General features: G+C 71.3%; 17 protein-coding genes. 8 read left to right on the forward strand and 9 right to left on the reverse strand.

From position 1 onward, the window contains the following. The first annotated feature begins 36 nt into the window (after positions 1–36). The 3 genes from F4554_RS03765 (at position 37) to F4554_RS03775 (ending at position 2,795) form a co-directional block, all read left to right on the forward strand. The gene (locus F4554_RS03765; protein WP_179791280.1) at positions 37–1,107 is read left to right on the forward strand and encodes a DegT/DnrJ/EryC1/StrS family aminotransferase; all 1,071 of its coding nucleotides are present in this window, start codon (positions 37–39) and stop codon (positions 1,105–1,107) included. Beyond that, the gene (locus F4554_RS03770) at positions 1,104–2,171 is read left to right on the forward strand and encodes a Gfo/Idh/MocA family protein (RefSeq protein WP_179786072.1); all 1,068 of its coding nucleotides are present in this window, start codon (positions 1,104–1,106) and stop codon (positions 2,169–2,171) included. Before F4554_RS03765 ends, F4554_RS03770 begins: the two co-directional genes overlap by 4 nt. Positions 2,172–2,279: 108 nt before the next feature. Beyond that, entirely contained in the window at positions 2,280–2,795 is a 516-nt protein-coding gene (locus tag F4554_RS03775; protein WP_337795862.1) for a DinB family protein, read from the forward strand. 29 nt (positions 2,796–2,824) lie between these two features. Here F4554_RS03775 and F4554_RS32890 read toward each other — a convergent pair whose 3' ends face one another. From F4554_RS32890 to F4554_RS03810, 7 genes are all read right to left on the reverse strand, one after another. After that, positions 2,825–4,531 carry an HNH endonuclease signature motif containing protein gene (locus tag F4554_RS32890; protein ID WP_179786074.1) on the reverse strand — a complete coding sequence of 569 codons (1,707 nt, stop codon included), beginning with the start codon at positions 4,529–4,531 and terminating at the stop codon, positions 2,825–2,827. Positions 4,532–4,666: 135 nt separating this feature from the next. Beyond that, on the reverse strand, positions 4,667–5,155 hold the full coding sequence (locus F4554_RS03785) for a tetratricopeptide repeat protein (RefSeq protein WP_179786075.1): 489 nt from the start codon (positions 5,153–5,155) through the stop codon (positions 4,667–4,669). 54 nt (positions 5,156–5,209) lie between these two features. Continuing rightward, on the reverse strand, positions 5,210–5,902 hold the full coding sequence (locus F4554_RS03790) for a CE1759 family FMN reductase (protein WP_179786076.1): 693 nt from the start codon (positions 5,900–5,902) through the stop codon (positions 5,210–5,212). Positions 5,903–5,906: 4 nt separating this feature from the next. Further along, entirely contained in the window at positions 5,907–7,067 is a 1,161-nt protein-coding gene (locus tag F4554_RS03795; RefSeq protein WP_179786077.1) for a CE1758 family FMN-dependent luciferase-like monooxygenase, read from the reverse strand. 105 nt (positions 7,068–7,172) lie between these two features. Beyond that, positions 7,173–8,300 (reverse strand): winged helix DNA-binding domain-containing protein, encoded by a 1,128-nt coding sequence (locus F4554_RS03800; protein WP_179786078.1) that lies wholly within the window; start codon positions 8,298–8,300, stop codon positions 7,173–7,175. 39 nt (positions 8,301–8,339) lie between these two features. Next, complete coding sequence (locus tag F4554_RS03805; RefSeq protein ID WP_179786079.1) at positions 8,340–9,068, reverse strand: maleylpyruvate isomerase family mycothiol-dependent enzyme; 729 nt, start codon at positions 9,066–9,068, stop codon at positions 8,340–8,342. A gap of 43 nt (positions 9,069–9,111) precedes the next feature. Further along, complete coding sequence (locus F4554_RS03810) at positions 9,112–9,618, reverse strand: DUF3224 domain-containing protein (protein ID WP_179786080.1); 507 nt, start codon at positions 9,616–9,618, stop codon at positions 9,112–9,114. A gap of 138 nt (positions 9,619–9,756) precedes the next feature. Here F4554_RS03810 and F4554_RS03815 point away from each other — a divergent pair, with 138 nt between their 5' ends. Continuing rightward, a complete protein-coding gene (locus tag F4554_RS03815; RefSeq protein WP_179786081.1) occupies positions 9,757–10,755 on the forward strand; it encodes a WYL domain-containing protein in 999 nt (332 codons plus the stop codon). Between the two features lie 10 nt (positions 10,756–10,765). On the opposite strand, the gene F4554_RS03820 is transcribed toward F4554_RS03815, so the two are convergent. Then, positions 10,766–11,929, reverse strand: coding sequence for a pyridoxal phosphate-dependent aminotransferase (locus F4554_RS03820; RefSeq protein ID WP_179791281.1), 1,164 nt, complete (start codon positions 11,927–11,929; stop codon positions 10,766–10,768). A gap of 205 nt (positions 11,930–12,134) precedes the next feature. Here F4554_RS03820 and F4554_RS03825 point away from each other — a divergent pair, with 205 nt between their 5' ends. The 4 genes from F4554_RS03825 to F4554_RS03840 all read left to right on the forward strand — a co-directional run bounded on the left by F4554_RS03825 (position 12,135) and on the right by F4554_RS03840 (position 14,785). After that, positions 12,135–12,704, forward strand: a complete 570-nt coding sequence (locus F4554_RS03825) for a hypothetical protein (RefSeq protein WP_179786082.1) — start codon at positions 12,135–12,137, stop codon at positions 12,702–12,704. An 11-nt stretch (positions 12,705–12,715) separates the two neighbouring features. Continuing rightward, positions 12,716–13,489 (forward strand): SDR family NAD(P)-dependent oxidoreductase, encoded by a 774-nt coding sequence (locus F4554_RS03830; protein WP_179786083.1) that lies wholly within the window; start codon positions 12,716–12,718, stop codon positions 13,487–13,489. A gap of 93 nt (positions 13,490–13,582) precedes the next feature. Further along, entirely contained in the window at positions 13,583–14,092 is a 510-nt protein-coding gene (pyrE, locus tag F4554_RS03835; protein ID WP_202889643.1) for an orotate phosphoribosyltransferase, read from the forward strand. Between the two features lie 51 nt (positions 14,093–14,143). Next, positions 14,144–14,785, forward strand: coding sequence for a LemA family protein (locus tag F4554_RS03840; protein ID WP_179786085.1), 642 nt, complete (start codon positions 14,144–14,146; stop codon positions 14,783–14,785). A 25-nt stretch (positions 14,786–14,810) separates the two neighbouring features. Here F4554_RS03840 and F4554_RS03845 read toward each other — a convergent pair whose 3' ends face one another. Beyond that, on the reverse strand, positions 14,811–15,530 hold the full coding sequence (locus tag F4554_RS03845; RefSeq protein WP_179786086.1) for a VTT domain-containing protein: 720 nt from the start codon (positions 15,528–15,530) through the stop codon (positions 14,811–14,813). Positions 15,531–15,629 lie beyond the last annotated feature (99 nt).

The raw sequence follows: 15,629 nt of genomic DNA on the forward strand, positions 1-15,629 counted from the left end.
CCGGGCGACGTACTGCCCGATCCGATCCCGGCCGCGATGCCGATGATCGGTGCGGAGGAACGCGCCGCGGTAGACCGGGTGCTCGCCAGCGCCATGCTGGTGCAGGGCCGGGAGGTCGCCGCGTTCGAGCAGGAGTTCTCGGTGCTGGTCGACGACCGGCCGTGCGTGGCGGTGAACGCGGGTACGAGCGCACTGCACCTCGGCCTGCTGGCGGCTGGTGTCGGACCGGGCGACGAGGTGATCGTGCCGTCGTTCACGTTCGCTGCCACCGCCAACTCCGTCGCGCTGACCGGGGCGACGCCGGTGTTCGCCGACATCGAACCCGACCACTTCTGCCTGGATCCCGCGGCGGTCGAGGCCGCGGTGACGGCCCGCACGGTCGGGATCATGCCGGTGCACCTCTACGGCCACCCGGCGGACCTGACCGCGCTGATCCGGATCGCCGACCGCTACGGACTGGGGATCTTCGAGGACGCCTGTCAAGCCCACCTTGCGCGCTGGGGCGGTCGCCCGGTGGGTGCGTTCGGCGCCTTCGGCGCGTTCAGCTTCTACCCCACCAAGAACATGACCACCGGCGAGGGCGGCATGGTGGTGTGTGCGGACGAGGACCTCGCCCGCACGGTGCGGCTGCTGCGCAACCAGGGCATGGAACGCCGGTACGAGAACGAGCTCGTCGGCTTCAACGCCCGGATGACCGACGTGGCGGCCGCGATCGGGCGGGTCCAGCTGGCCCGGGTCGAGGGCTGGACCAAGCAGCGCCGAGCCAACGCCGGCTACCTCGACGCCCAGCTCGCCGGGGTCGACGGCCTCGTCACTCCGCGGGTGGCCGGGGACGCCGAGCACGTCTACCACCAGTACACCGTGCGGGTACCCGACCGGGACGGCGTGCAGGCGCGGCTCGCCCAGGCGGGGGTGGGCACCGGTGTCTACTACCCGATCCCGAACCACCGGCTTCCGTCGTACGCCGTCGGCTCCGGACGTGGCGTCGAGCTGCCGGAGACCGAGCGGGCCTGCCGGGAGGCGATCTCGTTGCCGGTGCATCCGGGCCTGTCCGACCGCGACCTCGCCCAGGTCGCGACCGAGGTGACCAGGGCGGTGTCCGGATGAGCGCGCTGCGGGCCGGGCTGCTGGGCCTGGGCATGATGGGCCGCCACCACGCGCGGGTGCTGCGGTCGCTGGACGGCGTGGAGCTGGTCGCGGTCGCCGACCCCGGTGGAGACCCGCACGGTGTGGCGGGCGGGATGGAGGTGCTTCCGGGCGTGGAGAAGCTGGTCGCCGCGGGCATCGACCTGTGTGTGGTCGCCGTACCCACCGCGTTCCACGAGGAGGTGGGTCTGGTGCTCGCCGCCGCCGGGGTGCACACCCTGGTGGAGAAGCCGCTGGCGAGGACGGTGGAGGGCGCGGAGAAGCTGGCCGCGGCGTTCGAGACGCAGGGGCTGGTCGGCTGTGTCGGGCACATCGAGCGCTACAACCCGGCGTTGCAGGCCCTCCGGGGCCGCCTCGACCACGGCGAACTCGGCGAGATCTACCAGGTGATCACCCGCCGGCAGGGGCCCTTCCCCAACCGGATCGCCGACGTCGGCGTGATCAAGGACCTCGCCACTCACGACATCGACTCCACCGCGTGGGTCACCCGGGGGCGTTACCTGTCGGTGTCGGCGCGCACGGCGCACAAGAGCGGTCGGGAGTACGAGGACCTGGTGGCGGTGGTCGGCCAGCTCGACGACGGCACGGTGGTCAACCATCTGGTCAACTGGCTGTCCCCGATGAAGGAACGTGTCACGGTGGTCACCGGCGAACGCGGCGCGTTCGTCGCGGACACGATCGCGGCCGACCTGACGTTCCACGCCAACGGTGTCCGCCCGCTGGAGTGGGAGACCATGGCGTCGTTCCGCGGGGTGACCGAGGGCGACATGATCCGGTACGCCATTCCCAAACCGGAGCCGCTGCGAACCGAGCTCACGGCGTTTCGGGACGCGATCCTGCGCAACCGGGACGGAGCCGGCGCGAACCTGGACGTGGACGTGGACCCGGGCACGGGTGGCGGGGATGGCCGGGATGGCCGGGATGGCGGCGACGTGGTGGGAATGCGGGAGGGGCTGGCGATCGTCGAGGTCGCCGAGGCGATCCTGCGTTCGGCCGCGCAGGGCCGCACGGTCGGCCTCGGCTGACACCGGCCGCAAGGTCGGGTTGACGCCGGTGTACCGCCGCCTACCGGAGGACACCGCCAGCGGAACTCCGGCGGTCCTCGTTGGGCGGGGATGGCTAGGGTCTGGCTCGTGAGTGAACCTTCCGAGCCTGACTACGCTCTGGCCGATCCGCGTGACCTGTTGGTCGGCTACCTCGACTACTACCGCGACGTCGTGCTCCGCAAGCTCGACGGCCTGTCGGAGGAGGAGCTGCGAACCAGCCGGCTTCCTTCCGGCTGGACGCCGCTCCAGCTGCTCAAGCACCTCACCCACGTCGAACGCCGCTGGCTGGTCTGGGGCTTCCTGGCCGAGGAGCTCGCCGACCCGTGGGCAGACGACGGGCCGGACGGGCAGTGGCGGGTGGGCCCGGAGGAGTCCGTGCACGACCTGTTGGCGGCATTCCGCGCGCAGGTGGCGCGTTCCCGGGAGATCGTGGCCGGCGCGGCGCTCTCGGACCTGTCCGCGCTCGGTGGCCGGTTTCCTGCGGACGTCGACGCCCAGCCGTCGATGGGCTGGATCCTCTTCCACGTGCTGCAGGAGTACGCCCGGCACGCGGGCCACCTCGACGTCGCCCGCGAGCTTGCCGACGGCGCGACCGGCGAGTGACGCCGGAATCCCTGTGCACGTTCGCCGTTTCACGGCCGGAGGATTCGTCGTTGCGGGTCGGACCATTCCGGGGGTACGTATTCGGGGTGGCCGTGGGTGCCCATGCGGACGTGCCAGCCTTTGTGGTGGACGGTGGTGTGGTGGTAGCGGCACAGGAGTACGCCGTTGGCGAGGTCAGTGGGTCCGCCGTGGTCCCAGGCGGTCATGTGGTGCGTAATACAGCGCGGCTCCGGAATCTGGCAGCCGGGGAAGTGGCAGTGGCTCCCGTCGCGGATGGCCAGCGCACGCCGTTGGTGCTCTTTGAAGAACCGGTCGGAGCGCCCGAGGTCGAGGACTTGCCCGTCGCCGGCTAGGACGACGGGGATGAGGTCGGCTTCGCAGGCAAGCCTGCGCACGGTGGCGGCGGAGATGGGTCTGCCGTCGGTGCCGAGGTAGCGGGCTGATCCGCCGCCTCCACACGTCGGGCAGCCGTCGTGCGGATCGACAGCAGCCTGCGGCCCCGCGGCCACCTGGTCGGGGTCGGCTCCCCGCTCGGTCCCCGGGTCGGCGTCGTGGGAATCCGTTCGGGGACGGGGTTCCGGGTCGGTTTCAGTGTTCGGTTGTGGGTGCTGCCCGGGTGCTCGCGGTGGCGGTATCCCGTCTGTGAGCGAGCCGGTGCCGGGTGATCGCCGTTTCTCCTTACCGGCTTGGCCTTCGTTCTGACCTCCTGCCTCCTCCGGCTTCGGAACGCCGGTGTCATCAGCGTTCTTGGTGCTGTTGGTTCTCTTGGTGGTGGCGTATTTGGGGTCTGTGCAGGGGCAGGTGCAGGGTCTGGGCCGGATGATGGTTGCGGTGTCGTCGATGGTTCCGGCACCGGTGCCCTTCAGCAGGGTCTCGAAGGGGATGGTGACGGCGACCTGGGGCGGTCTGCCACCGCGGACGGGTGCGGTCGCGGCGGCGGCGAGCAGGCCGAGGGCTTCGGCGAACGCGTCGCCTCGGCGTTGGTCGATGGGCCGCCTGTCCGGCTCGGCTCCTTTGACGGGTTCGGCGAGGGGTTCGATGATTTTGCGGAGCAGTTCCATCTCCCACGCGGGCAGGGTGATGTGCACCGACTCCGATTGCGGAATCCCGTTGGGGACGTAGCGCAGGGACCGTTTCTGCTCGGCCTTGCGGTCCTTGCGTTCCAGCTCCTCCCGCATGAGCCGGTCGTACTCTTCCGGCGCGATCCGTTCCAGCAGTTTCTCGCCCAGCACCCGTAGCTCGTCGGGGTTGGCGAACCGGGCCGCCTCGATCAGGAACTCCTCGGCCTGGTGGCGTTCGTCCAGGCCCACGTACTCGGGGAGTTTCTTGATCGCGTCGGCGATGACCTGCGCCTGCCGCACCGACACCACACCCGCCGCCAGCGCTTCCCCGGTCAACCGGGCCTCCTTGTCGAGGTCACGGGCGAGACCGACGGTCGCGGAGGACTCGTGCTGACTCATCCGCTGCGCGGTGCGCAGGTAGACGGTCGCGTTGGGCGCGCCGGTGAGTTTGCCGATGTCGCAGGCCTCGGCCTGGCGCACCAGCGCCAGTTCGAGTGCTTCGAGGCGGGCCTTCTTCGCCCGCACCTGCGCGATCAGCGAACCGACCTCCTCCGCGCCCAGGAAGCCCTTCGGCGTCACCCACGCCGAGTCGAGAGCCGGGTCCAACAGGTCGAGCGCAGCCTGGACCCGACCGGCGGCACCACCGGCCGGGATATCCCAGCTGCTCGAAGACATGATCGAATGCTATCGGCAACCACCGACAAGAACTCGTTGTCCACAAGGTGAATCGACTACGGGTGTAATTCAAGGCGTCCTGTGGATCAGAGCCCGGGTGGCGACCCTGATCCACAGGACGGAACCATCCGGCAGTTATGCGTCGGCGGTGAAGGCGTCCGCTCTGCGCAGCCAGGTCGCGGCCTCGTCACGACGGTTCTGGCGTTCCAGAACTCTGCCCAGCAACAGATGTGCGTACGGCTCGACCGGGTCCTGGTCGATCAGCGTGCGCAGTTGCTCCTCAGCGCGGTTGAGCTGAGCGGAGTGGTAGTACGCACGGGCGAGCAGGAGCCGAGCAGAGGTATGACGAGGGAACTCCTCGACGAGTCCGGCCAGCAGGCGTGCGGTCTCGATGTACCGGCGTTCCTCGAACATCAGGCCGGCGCGTTTCCACCGGTTCGCAGCCGCCTCCTCGGCCTGGTCGGCCAAGCCGACATGCTGAGCCGTCCGGCCGGCCTGGTCAGCCAGGACGGCCAGGTCAGCCAGGTCGGCCTTGTCGGCCTGGTCGAAGAGGTGGAGCGCCCCGGCCCAGCGGTCGGCGGTGGCCTCGCCGTCGGGGCGGAAGGTGTTGAACCTGTCGGTCATCGCGGTCCTCCGGAGTTCTTACGGGGCGGGTGGCTGACGGCTGGCTGTGGTGGTCTATTCGGGTCTGAGCGCGGCCAGGTACTGCTCGAACGGAACGACGGTCTCCTCCGCGGCACGTAGGTCGTCCGCGGCGTGAACAGCGCCGTTCGCCCGTCCGTCGTCGACGCTGCGCGCCTCTCCGCGTGCTCGGCCGGCCAGCAGGTCGGCGAGTTCACCCGCGGCGCGGTCGATCCGGGTGGGCAGTCCCTCGGCCAGGGAGTCGCCGCGCCCGCCCCAGTCCTCGGCGGCCGCGTACACCGCAGTGGGTACGACGACCGCCCGCAGGAACGCGAACAGCGGCCGGAGGGCGTGCTCCAGTGCGAGCGAGTGCCTCGGCGTCCCGCCGGTCGCCGCGGCGAGCACCGGCGTCCCTGTCAACGCGTCATTGTCGAGGACGTCGAAGAACGACTTGAACAACCCGCTGTAGGAGGCGGAGAACACCGGGGTGACGGCGATCAGGCCGTCCGCCCAGGACACCGACTCGAGGGCGTCGGTCAGCCGCCGCGAGGGGAAGCCGGTCACCAGGTTGTTGGCGACGTCGGTGGCCAGGTCGCGGAGTTCGACCACCGTGACCTCGACGTCCCGCCCCCGGTCGGCCAGTGCCCGCCGGGTCGCGTCGGTCAGCCGGTCGGCCAGCAGCCGGGTGGACGAGGGGACGCTCAGCCCGGCCGAAACGACCGTGAGCCGTAGGGGCGTACGGGTGTTCACGGGATCAGCTCCTCACGATCTGAGTGTTCTCGACGGACTCGGCGCTCTCGATGGACTCGATGGACACGGTGGACTCGTCGGGCTCACCACTCTCGGCGCGGCGAGCCAGCAGGGACGCGTGCGTGGGAGCCTCCGGTACGCCGCCCGGGCAGCCCTTGGCGAACTCCTCCCGCAGTACCGGCACGACCTGTTCGCCGAGCAGGTCGAGCTGTTCCAGCACGGTCTTCAGCGGAAGCCCGGCGTGGTCCATCAGGAACAGTTGCCGCTGGTAGTCGCCGAACGTCTCGCCGAAGGTCAGCGTCTTCTCGATGACCTGCTGCGGGCTGCCGACGGTCAGCGGCGTCTCCCGGGTGAACTCCTCCAGCGACGGCCCGTGCCCATAGACGGGTGCGTTGTCGAAGTACGGCCGGAACTCACGGACCGCGTCCTGGGAGTTGGCCCGCATGAACACCTGCCCACCGAGGCCGACAATCGCCTGCTCCGGCGCGCCGTGGCCGTAGTGGGCGTAGCGCGTGCGGTACAGGTTGATGAGCCGGCGGAAGTGGCCCTTCGGCCAGAAGATGTTGTTGGCGAAGAAGCCGTCACCGTAGTAGGCGGCCTGCTCGGCGATCTCCGGGCTGCGGATCGACCCGTGCCAGACGAACGGCGGCACGTCGTCCAGCGGCCGCGGCGTGGAGGTGAAGCCCTGCAGCGGCGTACGGAACCGCCCCTCCCAGTCCACGGCGTCCTCCCGCCACAGCCGGTGCAGCAACGCGTAGTTCTCCACCGCCAGCGGGATGCCCTGCCGGATGTCCTGCCCGAACCACGGGTAGACCGGGCCGGTGTTGCCGCGGCCGAGCATGAGGTCGACCCGCCCGTCCGCCAGGTGCTGCAGCATCGCGAAGTCCTCGGCGATCTTCACCGGGTCGTTCGTGGTGATCAGCGTGGTCGACGTGGACAGGATCAGCTTCTGGGTCCGCGCGGCGATCCAGCCCAGCATCGTGGTGGGTGAGGACGGCACGAACGGCGGGTTGTGGTGCTCCCCGGTGGCGAAGACGTCGAGTCCGACCTCCTCGGCCTTGAGCGCGATCGCGGTCATCGCCTTGATCCGCTCGTGCTCGGTGGGGGCCCGGCCGGTGGTGGGGTCCACGGTCACGTCGCCGACGGTGAAGATGCCGAACTGCACGGCTGCCGCCTCCCTAGATCGTTCAACTTTCAACTGATCTGCTTCAGCGTCTGGTGCCGTGGGTCTATTCCCGGTCCGCCGGTGCCCCGGCCAGGTAGGGGTTTGTCAGGATTCGTACGTCACGTCGGCCTCCGTGAGTCCGCGGACACCGGCCATCCGCTCGGCCTCCTTCGCGAGCAGTGACCGCTCGGCCCTGCCGATCCGGCCGAATCCCCGCACCGTCACCGCCAGCCGTTTACGGCCTGCCGACTTCGCCCGCCACACCCCGGCGACGTCGCCACGGACCAGGACGGCACCGGGGTTGCCGAGGATCTTCCAGACCTCCTTCTGCCGCGCAGGGTCGGGGACCAGCAGGTCGCGGTCGCGCGACTGCAGGAACGGATCCAGCGGCGGCAGCAGCCGCACGTAATCCGGCGCGGACGCCCCACGCAACGCGGTCAGGTCCTCCTCCGGCAGCCAGCACTTCCGGCCGTCGGCGCGAACCTCGACCAGTCCGTCCGGCCAGCTGTGCCGAAGCTCCGCCTGCGAGGTGCCGAAGTAGCTCGCCGCGTCGCCGGCCGTCGCGGGGCCGTGCAACCGGAGGTACGCACGGACGACGTCGACGGTGCCGGCCGGCTTGTTGGGCACCGCGGGCCTATTCTCCAGCGGAGCCAGCACCGGCGGGGAGGTGTCGAACTCCTGTCGTACGCCCGCGGGCAGGCCGACCTGCTGCAACAGACCGCCGTAGACGTGGCGGGCCTTGCAGCTCCGGCAGTCGTAGGCGTACGCGTCCGGCAGCTTCCGGGTGACCGCGGCACTCACCTCACCCTTCGGCATCGGCCTGGTCACCACCGAGCGCAGCGCCTTGGCCGCGGTGGCGAACGCCTCCAGGGCACCGATCCCCGCCTCCTTGAGCGGTTTGCGTTCGGCGGCCAGCCGGGAGTGCGCGTCGGCCTCGCCGCGGGGCCACAGTGCCCGGGCCAGGTGGGTGAGGTCGGCGCGCCGGTGCAGGTGAGGCGCTCCCCGCACCGACCACAGCACCGCGAACGCGCCCTCGTCGGCGAACGGATCGGCGTCCCCCTCCGGTAGCCGGGGCAGCCGGGCGCTGAGTGCCAGCCGGGCGGTGTGCGCGGCGCTGTGCTGCACGCCGAGGTCGAGGACGCCCAACTCGACCGGGTCGTCGGTGGACCGGTCCAGGCCCTGCGCGGCGGCGCGGTAGGCCAGCACCTGCTCCCGCCCGACTTCGACCACCATGTGGCTCCTTTCGTGTTCCTGGGCGTCCCCGTAACCTGGCTACTCGCCCCGCAACGGAGCGTCGCGGTAGCTCCCGAACAGTGGCAGCGAGTCCAGCACCGGCTCGGGGTCACCCTCCCAGTCCAGGGCGCGCACCTGGTCGCGGGTGCGCCGGCCGCCGATCGTGCGGAACAGGTCGTACGCCGACGCCCGCAGCGTGGCGACCGGCTCGCCCTCGCCGATGATCCGCGGCTCGTCGTCGTCGATCACCAGCCGCACGGCCGGCCCGCCGGACTCCCGCAGCCGCTGGCCGATCTGGTCCAGCGGCCTGTCCAGCCCGACCCTCACACCCCGGTCGTCGCGTGCACCTGGCCGCCCCAGCGCGGTGCGCAGGTCCTGTTCGTGGGAGACGACCTCGGACACGAGAACGCCGCCCATCGGCGAGGCCAGGATCTGCTCGGCGCCGGCCCGGTGGCGTTCCCACTCCACGAGGGACTCGGCCACGGCCTGCCCCTGGCGTTCGCGCACGGTCCGCTCCCCGAAGTCGTCCCCGCCGGCCACGTCGAACCGCTGGGCCAGGAAGTCGGCCAGCGCTCCTGCCAGGTGTGCGGCCAGCGCCTCGACGGTCCAGCCCGGGCAGGCGTCGACGGGTGTGCTCGGGTCGGCGTCGCGCAACAGGGCGGCGGTCCGCGCCATGCTGGCGTCGTACAACCGGGTGGCGGACTGGTCGGCGGACTCTGCGGCGGCCTGGGACTGCGCGGCCGACTCGGGCCGGACGGTGTCACTCATCGCGGGGCTCCTTCGCTCCGTTCGGGTTGCTCAGTTGGGTTGCTCAGTTGGGGAGTTGCTGCTCGTCGAAGGCGTGGTCGAATGTGTACTCCACAGCACCGACACCCTGCTGGGCGACGAAGCTGCCCCGGCCGCGCAGACCGGTGAGCTCGCCGGTGGCCGACCCGGGTACGACGGTCCAGTCCGCGCGTACCGTCGTGTCGGCGAAGCCGCCGTCGTGGGCCAGGACGAAGCTGCCCGTACGTCCGCCGACGGTGCCGGTCACCTTCTCGTAGCCGTGGTAGCGACCGGCGCCCCACTGGCCCTCGCCCGGCCCGTAGAACATCACGTGGTGGGCCCTGCCGGTGCCGTCGATCACGCCGGTGAACGTGTTGGTGGTGTACGCGTGCGCCACCCGAGGAAGCTCCTCGCCCGGCTCCGGCTGGGTCTCCTCCCAGGCCGTGTACGCGAACGTGCCGTCCGGCTCCGTGCTCGCCCGCCGGTCCTCGGCCGAGTTCGCGGATGTGGTGGTGGGTGCGCTCGGGGTGCTGGGTGTCGAGGCGTTCGACATGGGCGGGTTCTCCCTGGTTCGTCGCGGATGCTCATGCCCACGGCCGGGCACGCGGCTAACCATCGCCGGGATACCTGCCACGTACTGTCAGGTACGTACGAGAAGATTCCAACGAGAGGCCCGAGGAAGGGAGCGGACGTGCGCGCCAGCCGGCTGCTGTCCCTGCTGCTCCTGCTCCAGACCCGCGGCCGGATGACCGCACCCGAGCTGGCCCAGGAGCTGGAGGTGTCGGTCCGCACGGTCTACCGCGACGTCGAGTCGCTGTCGGCGGCCGGCGTCCCGGTCTACGCCGACCGCGGCCCGGCCGGTGGCTACCAGCTGCTCGGTGGATTCCGGACGAAGCTCACCGGGCTGACCGGCGACGAGGCGGAGTCGCTGTTCGCCGGCATCCCGGACGACGCGGCGGCCGAGCTCGGCCTCGGCTCGGTGCTCGCGGCCGCACAGGTGAAGCTGCTGGCCGCGCTGCCGCCGGAGCTGCGCTCGCGCGCCGGCCGGATCCGGGAGCGGTTCCACCTGGACGCGCCGAACTGGTTCCGCGAGGTGGAGCGGCCAGAGCACCTGGCCGCGCTGGCCGAGGCGGTGTGGAACCAGCAGCTGGTGGAGGTGCGCTACGAGCCGTGGGGCCGGGACGAGGTGACCCGCGTGCTGGAGCCGTACGGCCTGGTCTTCAAGACCGGGGTCTGGTACGTCGCGGCCCGTGCCGACGGCAACTTCCGCAGCTACCGCGTCGGCCGGATCCGCGCGCTCACCCTGCGGCCGGACCGCTTCGAACGCGTAGCCGACTTCGACCTCGCGGCCTACTGGGCGTCCTGGGCCGAGGACTACCGCGCTCGGCTGTTCCATTCCGAGGCGGTCGTGCGGCTGTCACCGCTGGCCCGCGACCTGGTGCCCTACTACCTCGGCCCGCACGCGGCCCGGGCGCTGCGCGAGACCGCCGGGCCGCCGGACGAGCACGGGTGGGTGCGGGCGACGCTGCCGATCGAGACGCCCACCCACGCGCGGATGGAGTTCTTCCGGTTCGGCCCGGACCTCGAGGTGCTGGAGCCGGTGGAGCTGCGTGAGCTGATGGTGCGCAGCGCCGCCGAGGTCACCCGGCTCTACGCCGACGGCCCGGCCGCGGAGGCCACGGCCGAATAGGCCACGCCTGCTAGCGCGGACCACCGCTCAGCCCGGACCGCAGCCGTTCCACCGCCTCCGACAGCACCTCGTCCCGCTTGCAGAACGCCCAGCGCACCAGGGGACGCCCGGCCTGCTTGTCGTCGTAGAACACCTCGTGGGGGATCGCGACCACGCCGCAGCGTTCGGGCAGCATCCGGCAGAACTCCACGCCGTCGTCGTACCCGAGCGGTCGTACGTCTGTGGTGACGAAGTACGTCCCACCGGGCACGAACACGTCCAGCCCGAGCGACGACAGGCCCGCGCTGAGCAGGTCCCGCTTCCCCTGCAGGGACGACCGCAGGTCGGTGTAGTAGTCGTCGCCGAACGCCAGCGCCTCCGCGACCGCAGGCTGGAACGGCCCGCCGGAGACGTAGGTGAGGAACTGCTTGGCGGTGCGCACCGCGGCCACCAGCGGCGGCGTGGCGCAGACCCAGCCGATCTTCCAGCCGGTGACGGCGAACGTCTTGCCGGCGCTGGAGATGGTCACGGTCCGCTCGCGCATTCCGGGGTACGTCGCGAGCGGGATGTGCGGCGCGCCGTCGTAGGACAGGTGCTCGTACACCTCGTCGGTCACCACCAGCAGGTCGCGCTCGACGGCGAGCTCGGCGACCGCGGCCAGCTCGTCCGCGGTGAGCACCGTGCCGGTCGGGTTGTGCGGTGAGTTGATCAGCAGCAGCTTGGTGCGCGAAGTGACCGCGGCGCGCAAAGCGTCGACGTCGAGCCGGAAGTCCGGTGCCCGCAACGTGACCGGTACGCGCCGCCCGCCGGCCATCGCGATCCCGGCCGCGTAGGAGTCGTAGTAGGGCTCCAGCGCGACCACCTCGTCGCCGGGTTCGACCAGCGCCAGCAGCGCGGCCGCGATCGCCTCGGTCGCGCCCGCGGTGACGAGCACCTCGGTGTCGGGGTCGTACTCCAGGTCGTAGAAGCGGCGCTGGTGCGCGGACACCGACTCGCGCAGGGCGGCGATGCCGATGCCCGGTGGGTACTGGTTGTGCTCACCGGACCGGATCGCGTCCACCGCGGCGTCCAGCATGCGCGTCGGGCCGTCGGTGTCGGGGAAACCCTGGCCGAGGTTGATCGAGGAGGTTCGCAGCGCGAGCGCCGACATCTCTGCGAAGATCGTCGTTCCGAGACCCTGCAGGCGGGCGGCCATCCGTGGGTGCGTCACGGTGACCGACCTTACTGCGCGAAAGTGCCGCCAACTGCCCGGAGCGCCTCCGGCAGCGCACCCGGCGGGCTGCCGAGCGGGAGCACCGTCCGGGGTCGGTCGCGCGCCGGAACCGTCACCGATGGCAAGGTGGCAGTCGGTACGCGTACCCGCGTGGGCGAGGATGGGGACACACGACCAGGAGGTCCGCATGAGCGAGACGAACTCACCCGGGCCCGGCACGTCCGGGACCTCCGGCACGTCCGGGTCCTCGGGCATGTCCGGGATGCCGCCGATGCCCGCGTGGCCTCGCGGTGAGGAGGACGCGCCGGCGCGGCCGACCCAGCGTCCCCGCGTCGTCCAGATCGCGGTCTACCTCATGTATCTCGGCGCGGCGCTGTCGGCGGTGTCGGCGGTCGCGGTGTTCGGTTCCCGCGACCGGCTCGCCGCCGACGCCCGCAAGATGCTCAGCGGCCAGAAGCAGCCGCTCACCCCCGACAAGATCGAGGCGACTGTCAACACCAGCCTGACGCTGTTCGTCGTGCTCGGCGTGCTGTCCGTGGCGCTGTGGATCCTGATGGCGGTGATGAACGGCAAGGGGCAGCCCTGGGCCCGGATGCTCGCGACGGTCCTCGCGGTCGCGAACGTCCTCAACTTCGTCCTCACCGGCCTGTCCGTCGTGGGGCTCGCCCTCCTCGTCACCGGCACCGTCGCGGCCGTGATGCTGTGGCTGCCGGCCGCCCGCCCCTGGTTCACCACGACCCGGCGCCTGCGCGTCTGACGTCGGAGATCATGCCTACTGCTCTCGTCACCGGGCCCACCGCCGGCCTCGGCCGCGCCTACGCCGAGGCCCTCGCCGGTCGTGGCTTCGACCTCGTGCTCGTCGCCCGCGACCGTGCCCGGCTGGGATCTCTCGCCACCGAACTCTCCGGCCGTTTCGGGGTGAACTGTGAGGTCCTCCCGGCCGACCTCGCCGACAAGGCCGATCTGGCTACGGTCGAGGATCGCCTGCGCACCGGCGAGCCGGTGGTCGACCTGCTGGTCAACAACGCCGGCTACGGAATGGGCGAGGGCTTCCTCGACAGCAGCTCCGACGACGAGGAACGCCTCCTCGACGTACTCGTCGTCGCGGTGCTGCGGCTCACCAAGGCCGCTCTGCCCCGCATGCTGGCGCGGCGCACCGGCGCGGTGATCAACGTCTCCAGTGTGGCCGGGTTCGCGCCGTACGGCACCTACGGCGCGGCGAAGGCCTGGGTCACGACCTTCACCGAGGGCGTCGCGAACGACCTGATCGGCACCGGCGTGCGCGCGTTCGCGGTGTGCCCTGGGTACGTGCGGACGGAGTTCCACCAGCGATCCGGCCTGCGGGTGCAGGGACTGCCGAACTTCATGTGGCTGACCCCACCCGAGATCGTCGACGCCAGCCTGCGCCACCTGGACTCCGGCCGGTCCGGCCCGGTGGTGGTGCCGACGGCCCGCTACCAGTTGGTCGCCGGTGCCGCGAGGTACGCACCGCGGCCGTTGGTGCGGGCCGCCGCCCGCGGCGTACGGATGCGCCGCCGCTGAGGCCGTCTCCGCAACACACCCTGGGACCGGCTCGGAGCGTGTCCTAAGCTTTCCGCCGTGCCCAGTGAGCGTTCGCAACTCCTCGACCAGATCATGTCCAAGGCGATCGTCCGCGAGACCGTCACGTTGTCGTCGGGAAAGACCGCCGACTACTACATCGACCTGCGCCGGATCACCCTCGACGGTGCGGCCGCGCCGCTGGTGGGACGGCAGATGCTGGAGCTCACCGGTGACCTCGACTTCGACGCGGTGGGTGGCCTGACGCTCGGGGCCGACCCGCTGGCCACCGCGATGCTGCACGCGGCGGCGGTCCAGGGGCGGCGGCTGGACGCGTTCGTCGTCCGCAAGGAGGAGAAGCGGCACGGCCTGCAGCGCCGGATCGAGGGGCCCGACGTGGCCGGCCGGAGGGTGCTCGCGGTGGAGGACACCTCGACCACCGGCTCGTCGGTGCTCACCGCGGTGGAGGCGCTGCGCGAGGCGGGCGCTGACGTGGTCGCGGTGGCCGTCCTCGCGGACCGGAGCACCGGTGCGCAGGCGAAGGTCGAGGCGGCCGGGCTGCCCTACCGGTACGTCTACGGACTCACCGACCTCGGCCTGGGGTAGTTAGCCCTACTGTCCCGGACGAGTCCGGCCCGCCGCAGAAACGAGGTCCGCGTGATCTGGATTGCCGCCGCCGTCGTCCTCGTCGTGCTGGTCGTCGCGGGCGGAGTGGTGTCGTACAACCGGTTCGTCAGCCAGCGCAACCTCGTCCAGGACTCCTGGCGGCAGGTGGACGTCGAACTCCACCGCCGGTACGACCTGGTGCCCGGCCTGCTCGCCTCGGTGCGTACCCACGTCACCGGCGGGGACCGCGGCGCTGAGCCCGACGCCGGGGCGGGGCACGGCGAGGAGGAGGTGTTCGCCGAGGTCACCCGGCGGGCCGAGGTGGCGGCGCGTGGAGGCGCCGACCTGTCCGTACGGGCCGGCCGGGAGGCGGCGCTCGCGGAGGCGCTGCGGCGGTTGTTCGCGGTGGCCGACCGGCACCCGGCGCTCGGTGCGGACGAGGAGTTCCTGGACCTGCAGCGGCAGGTGGCCGAGACCGAGGACCGGATCGCGGCCGGTCGGCGGTTCTACAACGCGAACGTACGGGCGTACAACACCCGCGTCGAGGCGTTCCCCTCCAGCCTGCTGGCCGCCCGCTGCGGCTTCGAGGAGGCGGAGTACTTCGAGGTCGAGGAGGCACAGGTGCGTGCCGCGCCGGCGATCGACTTCGGCGCGCTGGGAACTCCGTCCCAGACGCCGCCCGGCGACCAGTAGCCGGCGCCGCCGGCGGTAGCCGCGGTCAGCTGCGCCGGTCGGCCCGGGGCGTTTCGGTCTCCGCCTCCGCCTCCGCCTCCGGCGCCGGCGTGGCCGGGCGCCGGTTGCGGTGGGCCGCCCGCATCCGGAGGTACTCCAGGCCGATCGGCACCACCGAGACGAGAACGACCGCGACCAGCATCAGCTCGATGTTGGTGCGGATCAGCTCGATCCGGCCCAGGAAGAAGCCGAGGACGGTGACACCGGCGCCCCAGGCGACCGCGCCGATCGAGGTGTAGGTGGCGTAGCGGCGGAAGTCCATCTTCGCCACGCCCGCGGTCACGGTGATGAATGTCCGCACGATGGGGACGAACCGGGCCAGCACGATGGCGCGGGCGCCGTACTTCTCGAAGAAGTCCTGCGTCTTGTCGACGTACTCCCGTTTGAACAGCCGCGAGTCCTCCCGCCCGAACACTCGTGGTCCGGCGCGGAAGCCGATGGCGTAGCCGACAAGGTTGCCCACGGTCGCGGCGACCGCGACGAGGACGCACACCAGCCACAGCGGAGTGCCGATGGCGCCCGTCGCCACCAGCAGACCGGCGGTGAACAGCAGCGAGTCGCCCGGGAGGAAGAACCCGACCAGCAGCCCGCACTCGGCGAAGATGATGAGCAGCACCCCGACCAGCGCGTAGGGGCCGAGCGTGTGGAGGATCTGCTGGGCGTCGAGCCAGGAGGGAAGAAGCGCGAGTGTCGTCGTGGGTGGCACCCAGAGAGCCTAGCTGGCCAACCCCGGAACCTCTCCGAGCCGTCCGAACTCGTGTCGCGGATGTTTCGGCGGGCCTGCCCGGAATGTGAGCGAATGCCC

The organism is Actinopolymorpha rutila (genome assembly GCF_013407855.1).
GTDB classification, from domain to species: domain Bacteria; phylum Actinomycetota; class Actinomycetes; order Propionibacteriales; family Actinopolymorphaceae; genus Actinopolymorpha; species Actinopolymorpha rutila.